Source organism: Bacillus sp. PS217 (genome assembly GCF_037963535.1).
Lineage (GTDB): Bacteria > Bacillota > Bacilli > Bacillales > Bacillaceae > Bacillus > Bacillus subtilis.
Map to the genome: position 1 here is coordinate 826,005 of NZ_CP150157.1, position 17,434 is coordinate 843,438.

A 17,434-nucleotide genomic window follows, 5' to 3' on the forward strand; every position below is an offset into this window, starting at 1 on the left:
TTTAAAAGACAGAGAGCTTTTGAGAATCGTTCAGAATAAATGGCAGTAAAAACCCGCCCTTTAGCAGGCGGGTTTTTTTATAAATTAAAGCACTTTCGTCGTCCAAGACTCGCAGTTCCACGTTTCTGTCGCAATATCCATATAAAAGTCTGGCTCGTGGGAAATGAGCAGAATGGAGCCTTTATATTCTTTCAGGGCGCGCTTGAGCTCTTCCTTGGCATCGACATCCAAGTGGTTTGTCGGCTCATCGAGCACCAGCAGGTTTGTTTCTGAGTTGATTAGCTTGCACAATCTGACTTTCGCTTTTTCGCCTCCGCTTAATACGGAGACGCGGCTTTCGATATGCTTTGTCGTCAGTCCGCATTTTGCCAGAGCGGCACGGATTTCATACTGCGTATAAGAAGGGAATTCGCTCCATACTTCTTCGATGCACGTATTGTTGTTTGTTTCCTTGACCTCTTGCTCGAAATAGCCGGTATAGATGTGCTCACCGCGTTCTACAGAGCCTTCGAGCGGCTGGATTTCACCAAGCAAACTTTTCAACAACGTCGTTTTTCCGATCCCGTTTGCGCCGTAAAGGGCGATTTTTTGGCCGCGCTCCATGCGGAGGTTGAGCGGACGGGACAGCGGGGAATCGTAACCGATCACGAGGTCCTTCGTTTCAAAAATCAGCTTGCCTGACGTTCTCGCCGGCTTAAAGTGGAATTCCGGCTTTGGCTTTTCTGCCGCAAGCTCGATCATATCCATCTTATCGAGTTTCTTTTGGCGGGACATCGCCATGTTTCTCGTGCTGACGCGCGCTTTGTTGCGGGCGACGAAATCCTTCAGCTCTGCGACTTCCTGCTGCTGCTTTTTATAGGCCGCTTCAAGCTGTTGTTTCTTCACCTCGTAGACTTCCATAAACTGATGGTAGTCGCCGACATAGCGTGTCAGCTCTTGATTTTCAACGTGATAAATCAGGTTGATGACACTATTCAAGAACGGAATATCGTGGGAAATCAGGATGAACGCGTTCTCGTATTCCTGCAGGTAGCGTTTCAGCCATTCAATATGCTGTTCATCAAGATAGTTGGTCGGCTCATCGAGAAGCAGAATTTCCGGCTTTTCAAGGAGCAGCTTAGCGAGAAGGACCTTTGTGCGCTGTCCGCCGCTCAAATCGGTGACATCTCGCTCTAAACCGATATCGCTCAAACCGAGACCGCGGGCAATTTCCTCCACCTTGGAATCAATGACATAAAAATCATTGTTTGTCAGCGCGTCTTGAATGACGCCGACTTCTTCAAGCAGCTTCTCGAGCTCATCGGGATCAGCCTCGCCCATTTTGTTGTATATCTCGTTCATTTCCTCTTCCATCGCAAATAAATAATGGAATGCATCTTTCAGGACGTCGCGAATAGATTTTCCTTTTTCCAGCACGGTATGCTGATCAAGGTATCCGACACGGACGTTTTTTGACCACTCGACTTTTCCCTCATCAGGTTCAAGCTTTCCGGTAATAATATTCATGAAGGTTGACTTTCCTTCACCGTTTGCGCCGATCAAGCCGACGTGCTCGCCTTTTAACAGGCGGAAGGAAACGTTATTAAAAATGGCCCGGTCCCCGAAGCCGTGGCTTAAATCCTTTACAGATAAAATACTCATGTTTACACCTCTATCGTTATCAAACACGCACAATCGGCGTGTAATATTCACCCTTTTGATTATAAAGGAGGATTCGGAATGTTGAAAGGTATAGGAAAGAAAAAGAAAAATTGCGTTCCGGGCGAGGTTTTGAGATACTATGGAATAGATTTCAGGAATTGAGGAGAACAAAATGACGCAAACTTGGCCATTTTTACATAATGCACAATCATTTATACAAGAGAATTGGAATGCTTCCGGCTTTCAAACGCCAACCCCTGTTCAAGAGCAGGCAGCCCAGCTGATCATGGACGGAAAGGATGTCATTGCAGAATCGCCGACAGGCACAGGGAAGACGCTGGCGTATGCGCTGCCGGTCTTGGAGCGGATCAAACCAGAGCAAAAGCATCCGCAGGCGGTGATTTTAGCGCCTTCCCGTGAGCTGGTGATGCAGATTTTTCAGGTGATTCAGGATTGGAAAGCGGGCTCAGAGCTGCGCGCGGCTTCCTTAATCGGCGGGGCGAATGTGAAGAAGCAGGTCGATAAGCTAAAGAAACATCCGCATATCATTGTCGGCACGCCAGGCAGGGTATTTGAACTGATTAAAGCAAAGAAACTCAAAATGCATGAAGTGAAAACGATTGTACTTGATGAAGCGGATCAGCTTATCCTGCCGGAGCATCGCGAGACGATCAAACAAATTATTAAAACGACATTAAGAGACCGCCAGCTTCTATGTTTCTCTGCCACGCTTAAAAAGGAAACAGAGGATGTGCTCCGCGAATTGGCGCAAGAGCCTGAGGTGTTGAAGGTGCAGCGAAGCAAGGCAGAGGCAGGGAAAGTGAAGCATCAATATCTCATTTGTGACCAGCGTGACAAAGTAAAGCTGCTGCAAAAGCTGTCAAGGCTTGAAGGCATGCAGGCACTCGTATTTGTGAGAGACATTGGCAACCTGAGTGTATATGCGGAAAAGCTGGCATATCACCACGTTGAACTCGGCGTTTTGCACAGCGAAGCGAAAAAAATGGAGCGGGCGAAAATCATTGCCGCATTCGAAAACGGAGAGTTTCCTCTTTTATTGGCGACTGACATTGCCGCACGCGGTTTAGACATTGAAAACCTGCCATACGTGATTCATGCTGATATTCCAGATGAAGATGGCTATGTCCACAGATCAGGACGAACAGGCCGGGCCGGAAAAGAAGGCAACGTGCTGAGCCTTGTGACAAAATTGGAGGAATCAAAGCTGAAAAAAATGGCGAAGAAGCTTGGTGTTGAGCTGAGTGAAGCTGTGTATGCAGGCGGAAAACTGAAGACGAAATAAAAAGGAGGGCGGAAAGCCCTTTTTTTGTTGTAAAATAATAGAAAAGATTTTGCGCAGAGGTGGGAAAATGGCTTCAATAGACAGGTTTCAAGTAATGCAGGAGCCAGAGCTGAAAATACTTGAACACTGGTTTGAGAATGAGGATACCAGACGGAGAATGGATGGGATGCTGCCATTAGATGAGTGGTACGCACGAGTAAATAAAGATAAACACGATACTGTCATCATGGCGTATGATGGACAGCTGCCGGCAGGGATGGTCGTTATTGAGTTCGGAGAGGAGCGGACGTATATTGGATTGATCGTCAATCCTTTGTACCGGCTTCAAGGGTACGGAAAACGGATACTGCAAAAGCTGATGACCGAACCTGATTTTACTAGCGTGCGAGAATGGGTGGCATGCATTGAAGAAGACAATCGAATCAGTTTAGCTTGCTTTCAAGCAGCAGGATTCACTTTAGAAGACACGGAACCTGATGAAGATGGTTTTCTTACGCTGATTCTTCGCAACTGATCTCATCGAAACACAAAAGGAGGGCAAAAAGCCCTCCCGTTTTCATCTTCATTCAGCTCGGATCACTGACCTTGATCAGCTGTTTCCCTTTATTTTCTCCCTTAAATAAACCGAGAAACGCGTCAGGAATGTTTTCGAAGCCTTCTGTGATGGTTTCCTCGTAATGGAGTTTACCAGCATTCAGCCATTCGGCCAGCTGTTTTGCTCCCTCAGAAAAACGATCGGAGTAGTCGCTTACGATAAAGCCTTGCATCAGCGACTTCGTTTTAATGAGTTTTGATTGGACACGAGGGCCCATGTCATCTGCTTCGCTTTTTGCGTTATAGGAAGAAATGGCGCCGCACACCGGAATGCGGGCAAATTCATTGAGCAGATTCATCACCGCGTCTGAAATCGGTCCGCCGACATTGTCAAAATACACATCGACACCGTCAGGACAAGCGTTTTGAAGCGCTTTTTGGATATCATCCGCTGTTTTGTAATTGATGGCTTCGTCAAACTGAAGCTCCTGTTTTAAATAGTCGATTTTTTCATCAGAGCCCGCGATGCCGACGACTCGCGCGCCTTTGATTTTGGCAATTTGCCCGACTGTTGAACCGACGGCTCCAGCAGCTCCGGAGACAACCACGGTTTCGCCTTCCTTCGGGCGTCCGATGTCCAGCAATCCGAAGTATGCTGTTAAGCCGGTCATTCCCAAAATGCCGAGATAGGCCGAAGCGGGAGCAAGGCTTGTATCAATTTTTCGCAAGGCAGACTCGCTCACAGCGGAAAATTCCTGCCAGCTGAGATTTCCGATGACGATATCGCCTTTTTTCAGATGATTCCCGTCTGACACAACTTCAGCGATAACCCCGCCAGAAAGCGCTTTATCCAAGGCGAACGGCTCAACATATGACTTCGTATCCTGCATACGGCCGCGCATATAAGGGTCAACCGATACATAAAGCGTTTTGACAAGCACTTCCCCTTGCTTGGGTTCAGGAACCGGAATGGTTTCAAAGCGAAAGTCTTCATGAACAGGAATACCTTGTGGACGTCTTGCTAATTGAATTTGCTGCTGAGATGCTGTCATTTTCATCCTCCTATCACTTGGTTGACACCACTGTAACATGGACAGGAGAGGAAATACAAAAGGTAAGCTGGCATACAAAAAAGGAGAGGGGCTCCTCTCCTTTTCATTTCGCCCGTAGTTTCGGGCACAGTCCTGTCGGCAGGCACATTGGCTTCTGGTCGATCGGGCTTCTCATGATGCAGCATTCCAAGCCGAAGACTTCACGGAAAAATGGCTGGGTGAACACATCTTCCGGTGTTCCGGCGTTGTATATTTTTCCGTCCAGCACACTGATCAGATAGTCAGCATATTGAGCGGCTTGGTTTAAATCATGGAGCACCATGACAACGGTGCGGCCATGGTCGCGGTTCAGCTTTTTCAGCAGTTCAAGCACTTCAATCTGATGTGAGATGTCTAAATACGTGGTCGGCTCATCAAGCAAAAGCAAATCAGTGCCTTGCGCAAGTGCCATGGAAATCCAGGCTCTTTGTCTTTGGCCGCCTGAAAGGGCATCCAGCGTCCGATCCTTCAGTTCAATCATGCCCGTTGCTTCCAGCGCCCACTCTACCATGTCATGATCCTCTTGGGTATGCTTGGATAACAGCTTTTTGTGAGGATGTCTGCCAAAATAGCATAATTCCTCTACCGTCAATCCTTCAGGAGCTTGAGGAGATTGTGGAAGAATGGCCAGTTTTTTTGCGACTTCTTTTGATGGCTGGCGGTGGATGTCTTTTCCTTCTAGTAGCACTGTACCGCTTTTCGGGGCCATCAGCCTGGCGAGCGATTTGAGGATTGTTGATTTACCGCAGCCATTAGCGCCGATGAGCGCAGTGATTTTTCCTTCTTCTATCTTTAAGTCGACTCCGTCAATAATCACTGTACTGTCATATGAAAGAGTGAGCTGGTCTGCAGCCAGTTTTCCCATGGTATCCTCTCCCTACTGTTTCCTCGCTTCGAATTTCAATAAATATAAGAAATAAGGCGCGCCGATCACGGCTGTCAGTATTCCGGCAGGTATTTCAACCGGAGGCATGATGCCGCGCCCTAACGTATCTGCAATTAATAATATAATAGCACCAATCAATGCCGATGCAGGCAGTAAATATTTAGCTTTTTCTCCGGTAAGCCGTCTGGCGATATGCGGAGCAAGCAAGCCGATAAAACCGATTGAGCCGACGACGGCTACACAGCTTCCCGCCAGCGCCACCGCGGTGAAAATCAGGATGAATCTCAGCCGGTTTGCGTTTTCTCCGAGACCCTGTGCAAGCTCATCCCCGAGTGACATAAGATCCAGCTTCGGTATGAGTATGCAGACGATCGGAAAAAGAATCAAAAGCCATGGCGCAAGCAGCTTGACTTCTTCCCAGTTTCTTCCCCAGAGGCTTCCTGTCAGCCAAATGAGTGCAGCATTCACGTCGCCTGGAAACTTGACCATCATATATTGCATTCCGGCGTGGCAGACCGCGCCTAAAGCAATGCCTGATAAAGCCAGTGAAGAGGGCTGAATGCTCTTTTTTCGGGCTATCATTAATAATAGTACAGCAATAATGGCGGCTCCGGCAAATGCGGAGAACGGAAGCACGTATACCGGCGACTCAGGAAAGATGAGAATCACAGCCATCGCTGCAAGTCCGGAGCCTTTTGAAATGCCGACAACGTCCGGGGAAGCGAGCGGATTTCGGATCACACCCTGTAAAATCGCTCCGGCAGCGGCAAGCCCAGCACCGGCCAAAATCGCTAATATAATGCGGGGCAGACGATATTGCTGGATGATAAATTCAAAGGAATGATCCAGTCCCAGCAGATTCGTCACTACCGCATCAGGTGAAATGTATAATGCACCGATTCCAATGCTGATGACGGACAGAACGATTAAAATCACGGCCAATATGAGTATCGCCAGCAAGGGGCGTTTTTGTTTTCTGGTTGTTTTCTTCATTTCAGATGCCGCCCTTTCCTTGCCAAATATAAGAAAAACGGCGTTCCGATAATTGCGGTGACAATGCCGACCGGTGATTCATAAGGAAATGCAATCCATCTGGCCAGAACATCTGCGTACACCAGCAAAATGGCACCGAACAGTGCCGAAAACGGAAGCACGTATTGATAATGTTCTCCGATCAGCTTGCGGACAATATGCGGGACGAGCAGCCCGACAAAGCCAATCGGCCCGGCGACGGCTACGGAAGCGCCGGAAAGGATTAAAATAATCAAACTGATCAGAATCCGGATGCCGTTCATATTTTGTCCAAGCCCTTTTGCTGTTTCGTCTCCGAGACCGAGAACAGAAACAGAACCGGAAAATACGAGGGCAAGCCCGATGCCAATGACAGAAAACGGAGCGATGGTTATGACATCCTGCCAGTTGCTGCCGTCGATTGCGCCTGTCATCCAGTACAGAACATCCTCACCTGACTCATTTAAAATAATGATGGCCTGTGTCATAGAGGAGAGGAACAAGTGCACGGCCATTCCTGACAGCGCCAGCTTGACAGGTGTCATTCCGCCGGATGAGGCAATCATATATACAATCGCGCCGCCTGCTGCCGCACCCGCAAAAGCGAATATAACAGATGAATAGGGCGATGCCGGCAGAATGACGAGAGAAGCAACAACAAAAAGCGATGCACCCGCATTCACACCGAAAATTTGGGGTGAAGCCAGAGGATTTCTGGTCATAGCCTGCATCAGCGCCCCTGCTACAGCTAGGCTGGCGCCGACAAAAACGCCGATTAATGTGCGGGGAAGGCGAAGAGTAGAGATGATGAGCTGTTCCTTTGAACCGTCCCATACAAAAAGATATTTCAATGAATCTATGATGCCGATGTCTGAGGCTCCTACTGAAAGATTCAGCCCAAGCCCAAATATAAAAATAATCAGTGCAATGATGAACATCATCAGTCTTGATGATGAGCGCCGTTTGGCTGATTGATACAACAGTCTCACTTCCTTACTGCGTCTGGTTGCAAAAACGAAGAAGCAAGGATTCCCCTCGCTTCTCATTTGTCCTATTTATTATACACTTTTTTAAGCACATCTTTGGCGCTTGTTTCACTAGACTTGATGCCTCTGAATCTTGTCCAAGTGTCACGGTCCGCATCATAGACTTGTCCATTTTTCACCGCTTTGAGATTTTTCCAGAGCGGGTTCGTTTTCCACTCATCTACAATGGTTTTGCCTTCGTTGGCTGAGATGAACAAAATATCAGGATCGATTTTGCTCAATTGCTCAAGGCTGACCTCTTGATAGGCGTTATCTGACTTCACAGCGTGTGTAAAGCCGAGCATTTTAAAGATTTCTCCGTCATAGGATGATGATGTATGAAGCTGGAAGGAATCCGCTCTTGCAACGCCGAGAACGATGTTGCGGTTTTCATCTTTCGGAAGTTCGGCTTTTAGATCGTTGATGACTTTTTTGTGCTCGGCAAGCTTTTCTTTTCCTTCATCTTCTTTATTTAATGCTTTAGCAATGGTCGTAAAGCTGTCGATCGTTTCGTCATATGTCGCTTCACGGCTTTTTAATTCAATCGTCGGGGCGATTTTTTTCAGCTGTTTATAAATGTTTTTATGGCGCTCAGCGTCAGCGATGATTAAATCAGGCTTCAAGGAACTGATGACCTCAAGATTGGGTTCGCTGCGTGTGCCTACAGATGTGTAATCAATGGAGCTGCCGACAAGCTTTTTAATCATATCTTTTTTGTTGTCATCGGCGATGCCCACCGGCGTAATGCCGAGATTGTGAACGGCATCCAAGAATGAAAGCTCAAGCACAACCACCCGCTTAGGTGTGCCGCTTACTGTCGTTTTTCCTTCTTCGTCATGGATCACTCTGGAATCCTTAGACTCGCTTTTGCCGCTTCCGTTGTTATTCTGGCTTGATGAACAGCCGGATACAATGAGGCAGGCGAGCAATAAAACACTCATGATGGCAATCAACTTGTTAGAATAGGTGCGCATGTCATTCTTCCTTTTTTCAGATTTAGTAATGAGAATCATTATCACATGTAACACTATAATAGCATGGCTTATCATGTCAATATTTTTTTAGTAAAGAAAGCTGCGTTTTTTACTGCTTTCTCATGAAAGCATCATCAGACACAAATAAGTGGTTTGAAGCGTTACCGTGTCTTCGAGACAAAAACGCATGGGCGTTGGCTTTAGAGGTTTCGAACATATCAGCAGTGACATAAGGAAGGAGAGTGCTGAGATAACCGGACAATTTCTTTTCTATTTCATCTGTTAGTGCAAATTCAATGTCGCCGATATTCATGATAATCGAGAAAACAAAGTCGATATCGATATGAAAATGTTCCTCGGCAAAAACCGCAAGCTCGTGAATTCCTGGTGAACATCCGGCACGCTTATGGAAAATCTGTTTGACTAAATCACTCACAATCCAAGCATTGTATTGCTGTTCTGGTGAAAAGTATTGCATTAGACATACCTCCTGCTCGTACGGATAAAGGTAGCGTTTCATGGTCGTGTGCTCCGTGCAGCGGCTTCTCTTTAATTTTGATTTTTCTGAAAATAAGTCCCGTTCCTATCACTTTACCATGGACGGAAAACAAATAGCTACTACCATTCCTCCTGTTTTTCTCTTTAATGTTCTGGAATCTGTTTCAGGTACAGACGATCGGGTATGAAAGAAATATAGAAAACATGAAGGAGGAATATCGACATGAAACCAGTTGTAAAAGAGTATACAAATGACGAACAGCTCATGAAGGATGTAGAGGAATTGCAGAAAATGGGTGTTGCGAAAGAGGATGTATACGTCTTAGCTCACGACGATGACAGAACGGAACGCCTGGCAGACAACACGAATGCCAATACGATCGGAGCCAAAGAAACAGGTTTCAAGCACGCGGTGGGAAATATCTTCAATAAAAAAGGAGACGAGCTCCGCAATAAAATTCACGAAATCGGTTTTTCTGAAGATGAAGCCGCTCAATTTGAAAAACGCTTAGATGAAGGAAAAGTGCTTCTCTTTGTGACAGATAACGAAAAAGTGAAAGCTTGGGCATAAAGCAGGGAAAAAACCAAAAGGCCAGTGTTGGCCTTTTGGTTTTTTTGCGGTCTTTGCGGTGGTATTTTGCAGAATGCCGCAATAGGATAGCGGAACATTTTCGGTTCTGCATGTCCCTCAATTTGCTATTATATTTTTGTGATAAATTGGAATAAAATCTCACAAAATAGAAAATGGGGGTACATAGTGGATGAAAAAAGTGATGTTAGCTACGGCTCTGTTTTTAGGATTGACTCCAGCTGGCGCGAACGCAGCTGATTTAGGCCACCAGACGTTGGGATCCAATGATGGCTGGGGCGCGTACTCGACCGGCACGACAGGCGGATCAAAAGCATCCTCCTCAAATGTGTATACCGTCAGCAACAGAAACCAGCTTGTCTCGGCATTAGGGAAGGAAACGAACACAACGCCAAAAATCATTTATATCAAGGGAACGATTGACATGAACGTGGATGACAATCTGAAGCCGCTTGGCCTAAATGACTATAAAGATCCGGAGTATGATTTGGACAAATATTTGAAAGCCTATGATCCTAGCACATGGGGCAAAAAAGAGCCGTCGGGCACACAAGAAGAAGCGAGAGCACGCTCGCAGAAAAACCAAAAAGCACGGGTCATGGTCGATATTCCTGCAAACACGACGATCGTCGGTTCAGGGACTAACGCTAAAGTCGTGGGAGGAAACTTCCAAATCAAGAGTGATAACGTCATTATTCGCAACATTGAATTCCAGGATGCCTATGACTATTTTCCGCAATGGGATCCGACTGACGGAAGCTCAGGGAACTGGAACTCACAATACGACAACATCACGATAAACGGCGGCACACACATCTGGATTGATCACTGTACATTTAATGACGGTTCGCGTCCGGACAGCACATCACCGAAATATTATGGAAGAAAATATCAGCACCATGACGGCCAAACGGATGCTTCCAACGGTGCTAACTATATCACGATGTCCTATAACTATTATCACGATCATGATAAAAGCTCCATTTTCGGATCAAGTGACAGCAAAACCTCCGATGACGGCAAATTAAAAATTACGCTGCATCATAACCGCTATCAAAATATTGTCCAGCGCGCGCCGAGAGTCCGCTTCGGGCAAGTGCACGTATACAACAACTATTATGAAGGAAGCACAAGCTCTTCAAGTTATCCTTTTAGCTATGCATGGGGAATCGGAAAGTCATCTAAAATCTATGCCCAAAACAATGTCATTGACGTACCGGGACTGTCAGCTGCTAAAACGATCAGCGTATTCAGCGGGGGAACGGCTTTATATGACTCCGGCACGTTGCTGAACGGCACACAGATCAACGCATCGGCTGCAAACGGGCTGAGCTCTTCTGTCGGCTGGACGCCGTCTCTGCATGGATCGATTGATGCTTCTGCTAATGTGAAATCAAATGTTATAAATCAAGCGGGTGCGGGTAAATTAAATTAAGAAAGTGAAAAACACAAAGGGTGCTAACCTTTGTGTTTTTTAATTAATTAAAATGTTTATTAACTTAGTTAAGGAGTAGAATGGAAAAGGGGATCGGAAAACAAGTATATAGGAGGAGACCTATTTATGGCTTCAGAAAAAGACGCAGGAAAACAGTCAGCAGTAAAGCTTGTTCCATTGCTTATTACTGTCGCTGTGGGACTAATCATCTGGTTTATTCCCGCTCCGTCCGGACTTGAACCTAAAGCTTGGCATTTGTTTGCGATTTTTGTCGCAACAATTATCGGCTTTATCTCCAAGCCCTTGCCAATGGGTGCAATTGCAATTTTTGCATTGGCGGTTACTGCACTAACTGGAACACTATCAATTGAGGATACATTAAGCGGATTCGGGAATAAGACCATTTGGCTTATCGTTATCGCATTCTTTATTTCCCGGGGATTTATCAAAACCGGTCTCGGTGCGAGAATTTCGTATGTATTCGTTCAGAAATTCGGGAAAAAAACCCTTGGACTTTCTTATTCACTGCTATTCAGTGATTTAATACTTTCACCTGCTATTCCAAGTAATACGGCGCGTGCAGGAGGCATTATATTTCCTATTATCAGATCATTATCCGAAACATTCGGATCAAGCCCGGCAAATGGAACAGAGAGAAAAATCGGTGCATTCTTATTAAAAACCGGTTTTCAGGGGAATCTGATCACATCTGCTATGTTCCTGACAGCGATGGCGGCGAACCCGCTGATTGCCAAGCTGGCCCATGATGTCGCAGGGGTGGACTTAACATGGACAAGCTGGGCAATTGCCGCGATTGTACCGGGACTTGTAAGCTTAATCATCACGCCGCTTGTGATTTACAAACTGTATCCGCCGGAAATCAAAGAAACACCGGATGCGGCGAAAATCGCAACAGAAAAACTGAAAGAAATGGGACCGTTCAAAAAATCGGAGCTTTCCATGGTTATCGTGTTTCTTTTGGTGCTTGTGCTGTGGATTTTTGGCGGCAGCTTCAACATCGACGCTACCACAACCGCATTGATCGGTTTGGCCGTTCTCTTATTATCACAAGTTCTGACTTGGGATGATATCAAGAAAGAACAGGGCGCTTGGGATACGCTCACTTGGTTTGCGGCGCTTGTCATGCTCGCCAACTTCTTGAATGAATTAGGCATGGTGTCTTGGTTCAGTAATGCCATGAAATCATCCGTATCAGGGTTCTCTTGGATTGTGGCATTCATCATTTTAATTGTTGTGTATTATTACTCTCACTATTTCTTTGCAAGTGCGACAGCCCACATCAGTGCGATGTATTCAGCATTTTTGGCTGTCGTCGTGGCAGCGGGCGCACCGCCGCTTTTAGCAGCGCTGAGCCTCGCGTTCATCAGTAACCTGTTCGGGTCAACGACTCACTACGGTTCTGGAGCGGCTCCGGTCTTCTTCGGAGCAGGCTACATCCCGCAAGGCAAATGGTGGTCCATCGGATTTATCCTGTCGATTGTTCATATCATCGTATGGCTTGTGATCGGCGGATTATGGTGGAAAGTACTAGGAATATGGTAGAAAGAAAAAGGCAGACGCGGTCTGCCTTTTTTTTATTTTCACTCCTTCGCAAGAAAACGGATTTTGAAAAATGAGAAAATTCCCTGTGAAAAATGGTATGATCTAGGTAGAAAGGACGGCTGGTGCTGTGGTGAAAAAGCGGTTCCATTTTTCCCTGCAAACAAAAATAATGGGGCTGATTGCGGCTCTGCTGGTCTTTGTCATTGGTATGCTGACCATTACGTTAGCCGTTCAGCATACACAGGGAGAACGGAGACAGGCAGAGCAGCTGGCGGTTCAAACGGCGAGAACCATTTCCTATATGCCGCCGGTTAAAGAGCTCATTGAGAAAAAAGACGGACATGCGGCTCAGACGCAAGAGGTCATTGAACAAATGAAAGAACAGACTGGCGCGTTTGCCATTTATGTTTTGGACGAAAAAGGAGACATTCGCAGCGCCTCTAGAAAAAGCGGATTAAAGAAACTGGAGCGCAGCAGAGAAATTTTGTTTGGCGGTTCGCATGTTTCTGAAACAAAAGCGGATGGACGAAGAGTGATCAGAGGGAGCGCGCCGATTATAAAAGAACAGAAGGGATACAGCCAAGTGATCGGCAGCGTATCTGTTGATTTTCTGCAAACGGAGACAGAGCAAAGCATCAAAAAGCATTTGAAAAATTTGAGTGTGATTGCTGTGCTTGTACTGCTGCTCGGATTTATTGGCGCCGCCGTGCTGGCGAAAAGCATCAGAAAGGATACGCTTGGGCTTGAACCGCATGAGATCGCGGCTCTATATCGTGAGAGGAACGCAATGCTTTTCGCGATTCGAGAAGGGATTATTGCCACCAATCGTGAAGGCGTCGTCACCATGATGAACGTATCGGCGGCCGAGATGCTGAAGCTGCCCGAGCCTGTGATCCATCTTCCTATAGATGACGTCATGCCGGGAGCAGGGCTGATGTCTGTGCTTGAAAAAGGAGAAATGCTGCCGAACCAGGAGGTAAGCGTCAACGATCAAGTGTTTATTATCAATACGAAAGTGATGAATCAAGGCGGGCAGGCGTATGGGTTTGTCGTCAGCTTCAGGGAGAAAACAGAGCTGAAGAAGCTGATCGACACATTGACAGAGGTTCGCAAATATTCTGAGGATCTCAGGGCGCAGACTCATGAATTTTCAAATAAGCTTTATGCGATTTTAGGGCTGCTTGAACTTGGGGAGTATGATGAAGCCATTGATCTGATAAAAGAGGAATATGCGATACAAAATGAACAGCATGATCTTTTATTCCATAACATCCATTCGCAGCAGGTGCAGGCCATTTTGTTAGGGAAAATAAGCAAGGCATCGGAAAAGAAGGTCAAGCTGGTGATTGATGAGAACAGCTCACTCGCGCCTCTTCCTGCGCATATCGGCTTGTCCCATCTTATTACGATTATTGGCAATTTAATTGATAACGCTTTCGAAGCTGTAGCGGAGCAAAGCGTGAAGGAAGTTTTGTTTTTTATCACGGATATGGGCCATGACATTGTCATTGAAGTATCAGACACAGGGCCCGGTGTGCCGCCAGAGAAAATAGAAGCTGTGTTTGAGAGAGGCTATTCTTCAAAGGGGATGAGGAGAGGCTACGGTCTGGCCAATGTGAAAGACTCAGTGCGTGAACTGGGCGGCTGGATCGAACTGGCGAATCAAAAAACTGGCGGGGCGGTATTCACTGTGTTTATACCGAAGGAGAAACAAAGGGGGAATCCATTTGATTCACATCGCGATTGCGGAGGATGATTTTCGAGTTGCGCAAATCCATGAGAGATTGATTAAACAGCTTGATGGATTCAAGATTATCGGCAAGGCGGCTAACGCAAAAGAGACATTGGCGCTTTTGAAGGAACACAAGGCTGATTTGCTTCTGCTGGATATTTATATGCCGGACGAGCTTGGGACCGCATTGATTCCTGATATACGAAGCCGATTTCCTGAAGTGGACATTATGATTATCACAGCGGCAACAGAAACCCGTCATTTGCAGGAAGCGCTAAGGGCGGGAATTGCCCACTATTTGATCAAACCCGTAACAGCTGACAAGTTCAGGCAGGTGCTGCTTCAGTATAAAGAAAAAAGGAAGCTGCTCATGTCTCAGCCGGAGGTCAGCCAATCCATGATCGACCATATTTTTGGGAACAGTGTGAAGACAGCTTTGCCGGCAGAGAATTTGCCGACTGGCATTAATTCGATTACACTGCGAAAAATTAAGGAAGCGCTTCAGACTGCGTCAGAAGGATTGACAGCGGAGGAACTTGGGGAAAAAATGGGGGCGTCACGAACAACTGCCCGCCGTTATGCCGAGTACCTTGTGTCAAAGGAAGAAGCAAGAGCCGAGCTTGAATACGGGATTATCGGCAGGCCGGAGAGAAAATATTATTTGGCGGCGGATTAGATATGAAAAAATCTATAATCCTATTGATTATTCTATTGATCTTTACTCAGGGTGATATCAGGCAGGCGGCTGCGCCGCGCCTGCCGGACGGGCCGATAGAAATTGTCGTCCCTGCCGAACCTTCTGGCGGCTGGGATGTCACAGCGCAGGCGATCCAATCAGTTTTGAGGCAGAAGCAGATCGTGAAGGATGATGTTCATATCGTCTATAAATCCGGCGGCGGGGGAGAGAAAGGCTGGAAATATGTCAACAAAAGCAGCAAACAAACCATCAGCATGACGTCCAGCTTAATATTGAGCAATGATCTTCTCGGGCAAAGCAAATTAAAAATGGCCGATTTTACGCCGCTCGCCATTCTCTCCAAGGAATGGCAGACGGTTGCATTGCCAAAAGGATCAGCGTTAACAAATGGCAAAGATGTGCTGAATGAGATCAACATGCATCCCGGCAAGGTGAGAATCGGCTTTGCCCCGGGGTTTGGCAATGATGATCAGCTCTCGTTCGTCAGAGCGGCAGATATGTACGGCATTGACCCGTTTGACATTCAATTCTCACAGTATGACAGCAGTGAACAGCTCATTCAGGCGCTGATCAGACATGAGATAGAAGCAGCTTCCATGACCCTTTCTGAAGCGAAACCATATGAACGAAACGGCGATATCACGTTAGCCGCTGTAACGTCTGATAAAAGACTTCCCGGTTTTCCAAATGTACCGACGTGGAAGGAGCAGGGAATCCCGTTTGTTTTTTCTCATTGGAGAGGGATTTTGGGCCCGAAAAATATGTCTGAGGAAGAGATTTCTTACTGGGATCAAGCGCTAAAGAAGGTCACCTCTTCACCTGAATGGAAGCGGAAAATAAACGAACAGGACTGGGAAAGCTTTTATTTAAACAGCAGGGAAACGAAACGGTTTTTAGAAGAGCAATATGCTTTTTATCAAAGCATCATGACAGGAAATTAAGATCCCGGCATCCCGGGATTTTTTTCATGCCGAAAATTGATCAAAAAGAACAAAACGGTTTTAAAAAATTAAAAATACAAAAAAACCAAATTATTTACTTGCGGTTGGTTTTCCCATACGATGGCAAAAAGGCAAGACAAAAAGGGGAGTAAGGGAGAAAAAAATGTAAGCGGATTCATTTAAGGGGGAATGGATGTGTTAGCAATCTTAGGCTTTCTCATGATGCTTGTGTTTATGGCATTGATCATGACAAAACGGCTTTCTGTTTTAACAGCATTGGTTTTGACGCCGATTGTGTTTGCACTTATCGCCGGATTTGGATTTACTGAAGTTGGGGACATGATGATTTCGGGGATTCAGCAAGTCGCGCCGACTGCTGTCATGATTATGTTTGCGATCTTATATTTTGGAATTATGATTGATACAGGCCTGTTTGATCCGATGGTTGGCAAAATTTTAAGCATGGTCAAAGGAGACCCTTTAAAAATTGTTGTTGGGACAGCGGTTCTTACAATGCTCGTCGCCTTGGACGGAGATGGCTCGACAACGTACATGATTACGACAAGCGCCATGCTTCCGCTCTATTTGCTGCTAGGCATCCGGCCAATTATCTTGGCAGGAATCGCGGGAGTCGGCATGGGAATCATGAACACAATTCCATGGGGTGGTGCGACGCCGAGGGCGGCGAGTGCGCTGGGGGTTGATCCAGCTGAGCTTACAGGGCCGATGATTCCTGTCATTGCAAGCGGGATGCTTTGTATGGTGGCAGTTGCGTATGTGCTTGGAAAAGCGGAACGAAAGCGCCTTGGTGTGATTGAACTGAAACAGCCAGCCAATGCCAATGAACCGGCTGCTGCGGTTGAAGATGAGTGGAAGCGGCCGAAGCTTTGGTGGTTCAATTTATTGTTAACGCTTTCTTTAATAGGATGTTTAGTATCGGGTAAAGTCAGTTTAACCGTACTGTTTGTCATTGCGTTTTGTATTGCGCTGATTGTGAATTATCCCAATCTCGAGCATCAGAGACAGCGCATCGCGGCGCATTCCAGCAACGTGCTGGCTATCGGTTCAATGATTTTTGCCGCGGGGGTGTTCACGGGGATTTTGACAGGCACGAAAATGGTTGATGAAATGGCGATCTCGCTCGTGTCCATGATACCGGAACAAATGGGCGGATTGATCCCGGCGATTGTTGCCTTAACAAGCGGCATTTTCACATTTTTGATGCCGAATGACGCGTATTTCTACGGGGTGCTGCCGATTTTATCAGAAACAGCTGTCGCATACGGTGTGGATAAAGTGGAAATTGCCAGAGCCTCTATTATCGGCCAGCCGATTCATATGCTGAGTCCGCTTGTGCCATCCACTCATTTGCTTGTCGGACTCGTCGGAGTTTCTATTGATGACCATCAAAAATTCGCATTGAAATGGGCGGTTCTCGCAGTGATCGTCATGACGGCTATCGCTCTATTGATCGGTGCGATCTCTATTTCCGTATGATAATTCAGGCGTAATGA

At 46.5% G+C, this 17,434-nt stretch carries 17 protein-coding genes; 10 read left to right on the forward strand and 7 right to left on the reverse strand.

Features of this window, described 5'->3' with window-relative positions:
- Positions 1–84 precede the first annotated feature (84 nt).
- Positions 85–1,641: an ABC-F family ATP-binding cassette domain-containing protein gene (locus tag NSQ83_RS04290; RefSeq protein WP_014476110.1), complete on the reverse strand. Its 1,557-nt coding sequence runs from the start codon at positions 1,639–1,641 to the stop codon at positions 85–87.
- Positions 1,642–1,813: 172 nt separating this feature from the next.
- Here NSQ83_RS04290 and NSQ83_RS04295 point away from each other — a divergent pair, with 172 nt between their 5' ends.
- Both NSQ83_RS04295 and NSQ83_RS04300 read left to right on the forward strand, forming a co-directional pair.
- Positions 1,814–2,944, forward strand: coding sequence for a DEAD/DEAH box helicase (locus NSQ83_RS04295; RefSeq protein WP_198878923.1), 1,131 nt, complete (start codon positions 1,814–1,816; stop codon positions 2,942–2,944).
- A gap of 67 nt (positions 2,945–3,011) precedes the next feature.
- Complete coding sequence (locus NSQ83_RS04300) at positions 3,012–3,458, forward strand: GNAT family N-acetyltransferase (RefSeq protein ID WP_015252579.1); 447 nt, start codon at positions 3,012–3,014, stop codon at positions 3,456–3,458.
- Positions 3,459–3,510: 52 nt separating this feature from the next.
- Here the strand turns inward: NSQ83_RS04300 and NSQ83_RS04305 are convergent, their stop codons facing one another.
- The 6 genes from NSQ83_RS04305 to NSQ83_RS04330 form a co-directional block, all read right to left on the reverse strand.
- Positions 3,511–4,530: an NADP-dependent oxidoreductase gene (locus NSQ83_RS04305; protein ID WP_116316378.1), complete on the reverse strand. Its 1,020-nt coding sequence runs from the start codon at positions 4,528–4,530 to the stop codon at positions 3,511–3,513.
- Positions 4,531–4,633: 103 nt separating this feature from the next.
- Positions 4,634–5,434: a Fe(3+)-citrate ABC transporter ATP-binding protein YfmF gene (gene yfmF / locus NSQ83_RS04310; protein ID WP_003233737.1), complete on the reverse strand. Its 801-nt coding sequence runs from the start codon at positions 5,432–5,434 to the stop codon at positions 4,634–4,636.
- A gap of 12 nt (positions 5,435–5,446) precedes the next feature.
- Complete coding sequence (gene yfmE, locus NSQ83_RS04315) at positions 5,447–6,448, reverse strand: Fe(3+)-citrate ABC transporter permease YfmE (RefSeq protein ID WP_003243506.1); 1,002 nt, start codon at positions 6,446–6,448, stop codon at positions 5,447–5,449.
- Positions 6,445–7,446 (reverse strand): Fe(3+) dicitrate ABC transporter permease FecD, encoded by a 1,002-nt coding sequence (gene fecD / locus NSQ83_RS04320; protein WP_033883245.1) that lies wholly within the window; start codon positions 7,444–7,446, stop codon positions 6,445–6,447. The genes yfmE and fecD overlap by 4 nt, the downstream gene beginning before the upstream one ends.
- 71 nt (positions 7,447–7,517) lie before the next feature.
- Positions 7,518–8,465: a Fe(3+)-citrate ABC transporter substrate-binding protein YfmC gene (yfmC, locus tag NSQ83_RS04325; RefSeq protein ID WP_003243996.1), complete on the reverse strand. Its 948-nt coding sequence runs from the start codon at positions 8,463–8,465 to the stop codon at positions 7,518–7,520.
- Positions 8,466–8,574: 109 nt separating this feature from the next.
- A complete protein-coding gene (locus NSQ83_RS04330; RefSeq protein ID WP_029726878.1) occupies positions 8,575–8,943 on the reverse strand; it encodes a YfmB family protein in 369 nt (122 codons plus the stop codon).
- 243 nt (positions 8,944–9,186) lie between these two features.
- Here NSQ83_RS04330 and NSQ83_RS04335 point away from each other — a divergent pair, with 243 nt between their 5' ends.
- From NSQ83_RS04335 to citM, 8 genes are all read left to right on the forward strand, one after another.
- Complete coding sequence (locus NSQ83_RS04335; RefSeq protein ID WP_003233729.1) at positions 9,187–9,534, forward strand: general stress protein; 348 nt, start codon at positions 9,187–9,189, stop codon at positions 9,532–9,534.
- Positions 9,535–9,724: 190 nt separating this feature from the next.
- Positions 9,725–10,987 carry a pectate lyase gene (locus NSQ83_RS04340; protein ID WP_029726877.1) on the forward strand — a complete coding sequence of 421 codons (1,263 nt, stop codon included), beginning with the start codon at positions 9,725–9,727 and terminating at the stop codon, positions 10,985–10,987.
- A gap of 126 nt (positions 10,988–11,113) precedes the next feature.
- Positions 11,114–12,550: an anion permease gene (locus NSQ83_RS04345; RefSeq protein ID WP_003233725.1), complete on the forward strand. Its 1,437-nt coding sequence runs from the start codon at positions 11,114–11,116 to the stop codon at positions 12,548–12,550.
- A 127-nt stretch (positions 12,551–12,677) separates the two neighbouring features.
- Complete coding sequence (gene yflR / locus NSQ83_RS04350) at positions 12,678–14,306, forward strand: two-component sensor histidine kinase CitS (RefSeq protein WP_046664323.1); 1,629 nt, start codon at positions 12,678–12,680, stop codon at positions 14,304–14,306.
- On the forward strand, positions 14,278–14,958 hold the full coding sequence (gene citT / locus NSQ83_RS04355) for a two-component response regulator CitT (RefSeq protein ID WP_038428596.1): 681 nt from the start codon (positions 14,278–14,280) through the stop codon (positions 14,956–14,958). Before yflR ends, citT begins: the two co-directional genes overlap by 29 nt.
- Positions 14,959–14,960: 2 nt before the next feature.
- Positions 14,961–15,920 (forward strand): tripartite tricarboxylate transporter substrate binding protein, encoded by a 960-nt coding sequence (locus NSQ83_RS04360; RefSeq protein WP_198878922.1) that lies wholly within the window; start codon positions 14,961–14,963, stop codon positions 15,918–15,920.
- Between the two features lie 26 nt (positions 15,921–15,946).
- Positions 15,947–16,072, forward strand: a complete 126-nt coding sequence (locus NSQ83_RS04365) for a hypothetical protein (protein WP_003233716.1) — start codon at positions 15,947–15,949, stop codon at positions 16,070–16,072.
- A gap of 43 nt (positions 16,073–16,115) precedes the next feature.
- Positions 16,116–17,417: a citrate transporter CitM gene (gene citM, locus NSQ83_RS04370; protein WP_003242978.1), complete on the forward strand. Its 1,302-nt coding sequence runs from the start codon at positions 16,116–16,118 to the stop codon at positions 17,415–17,417.
- Positions 17,418–17,434: the final 17 nt, after the last annotated feature.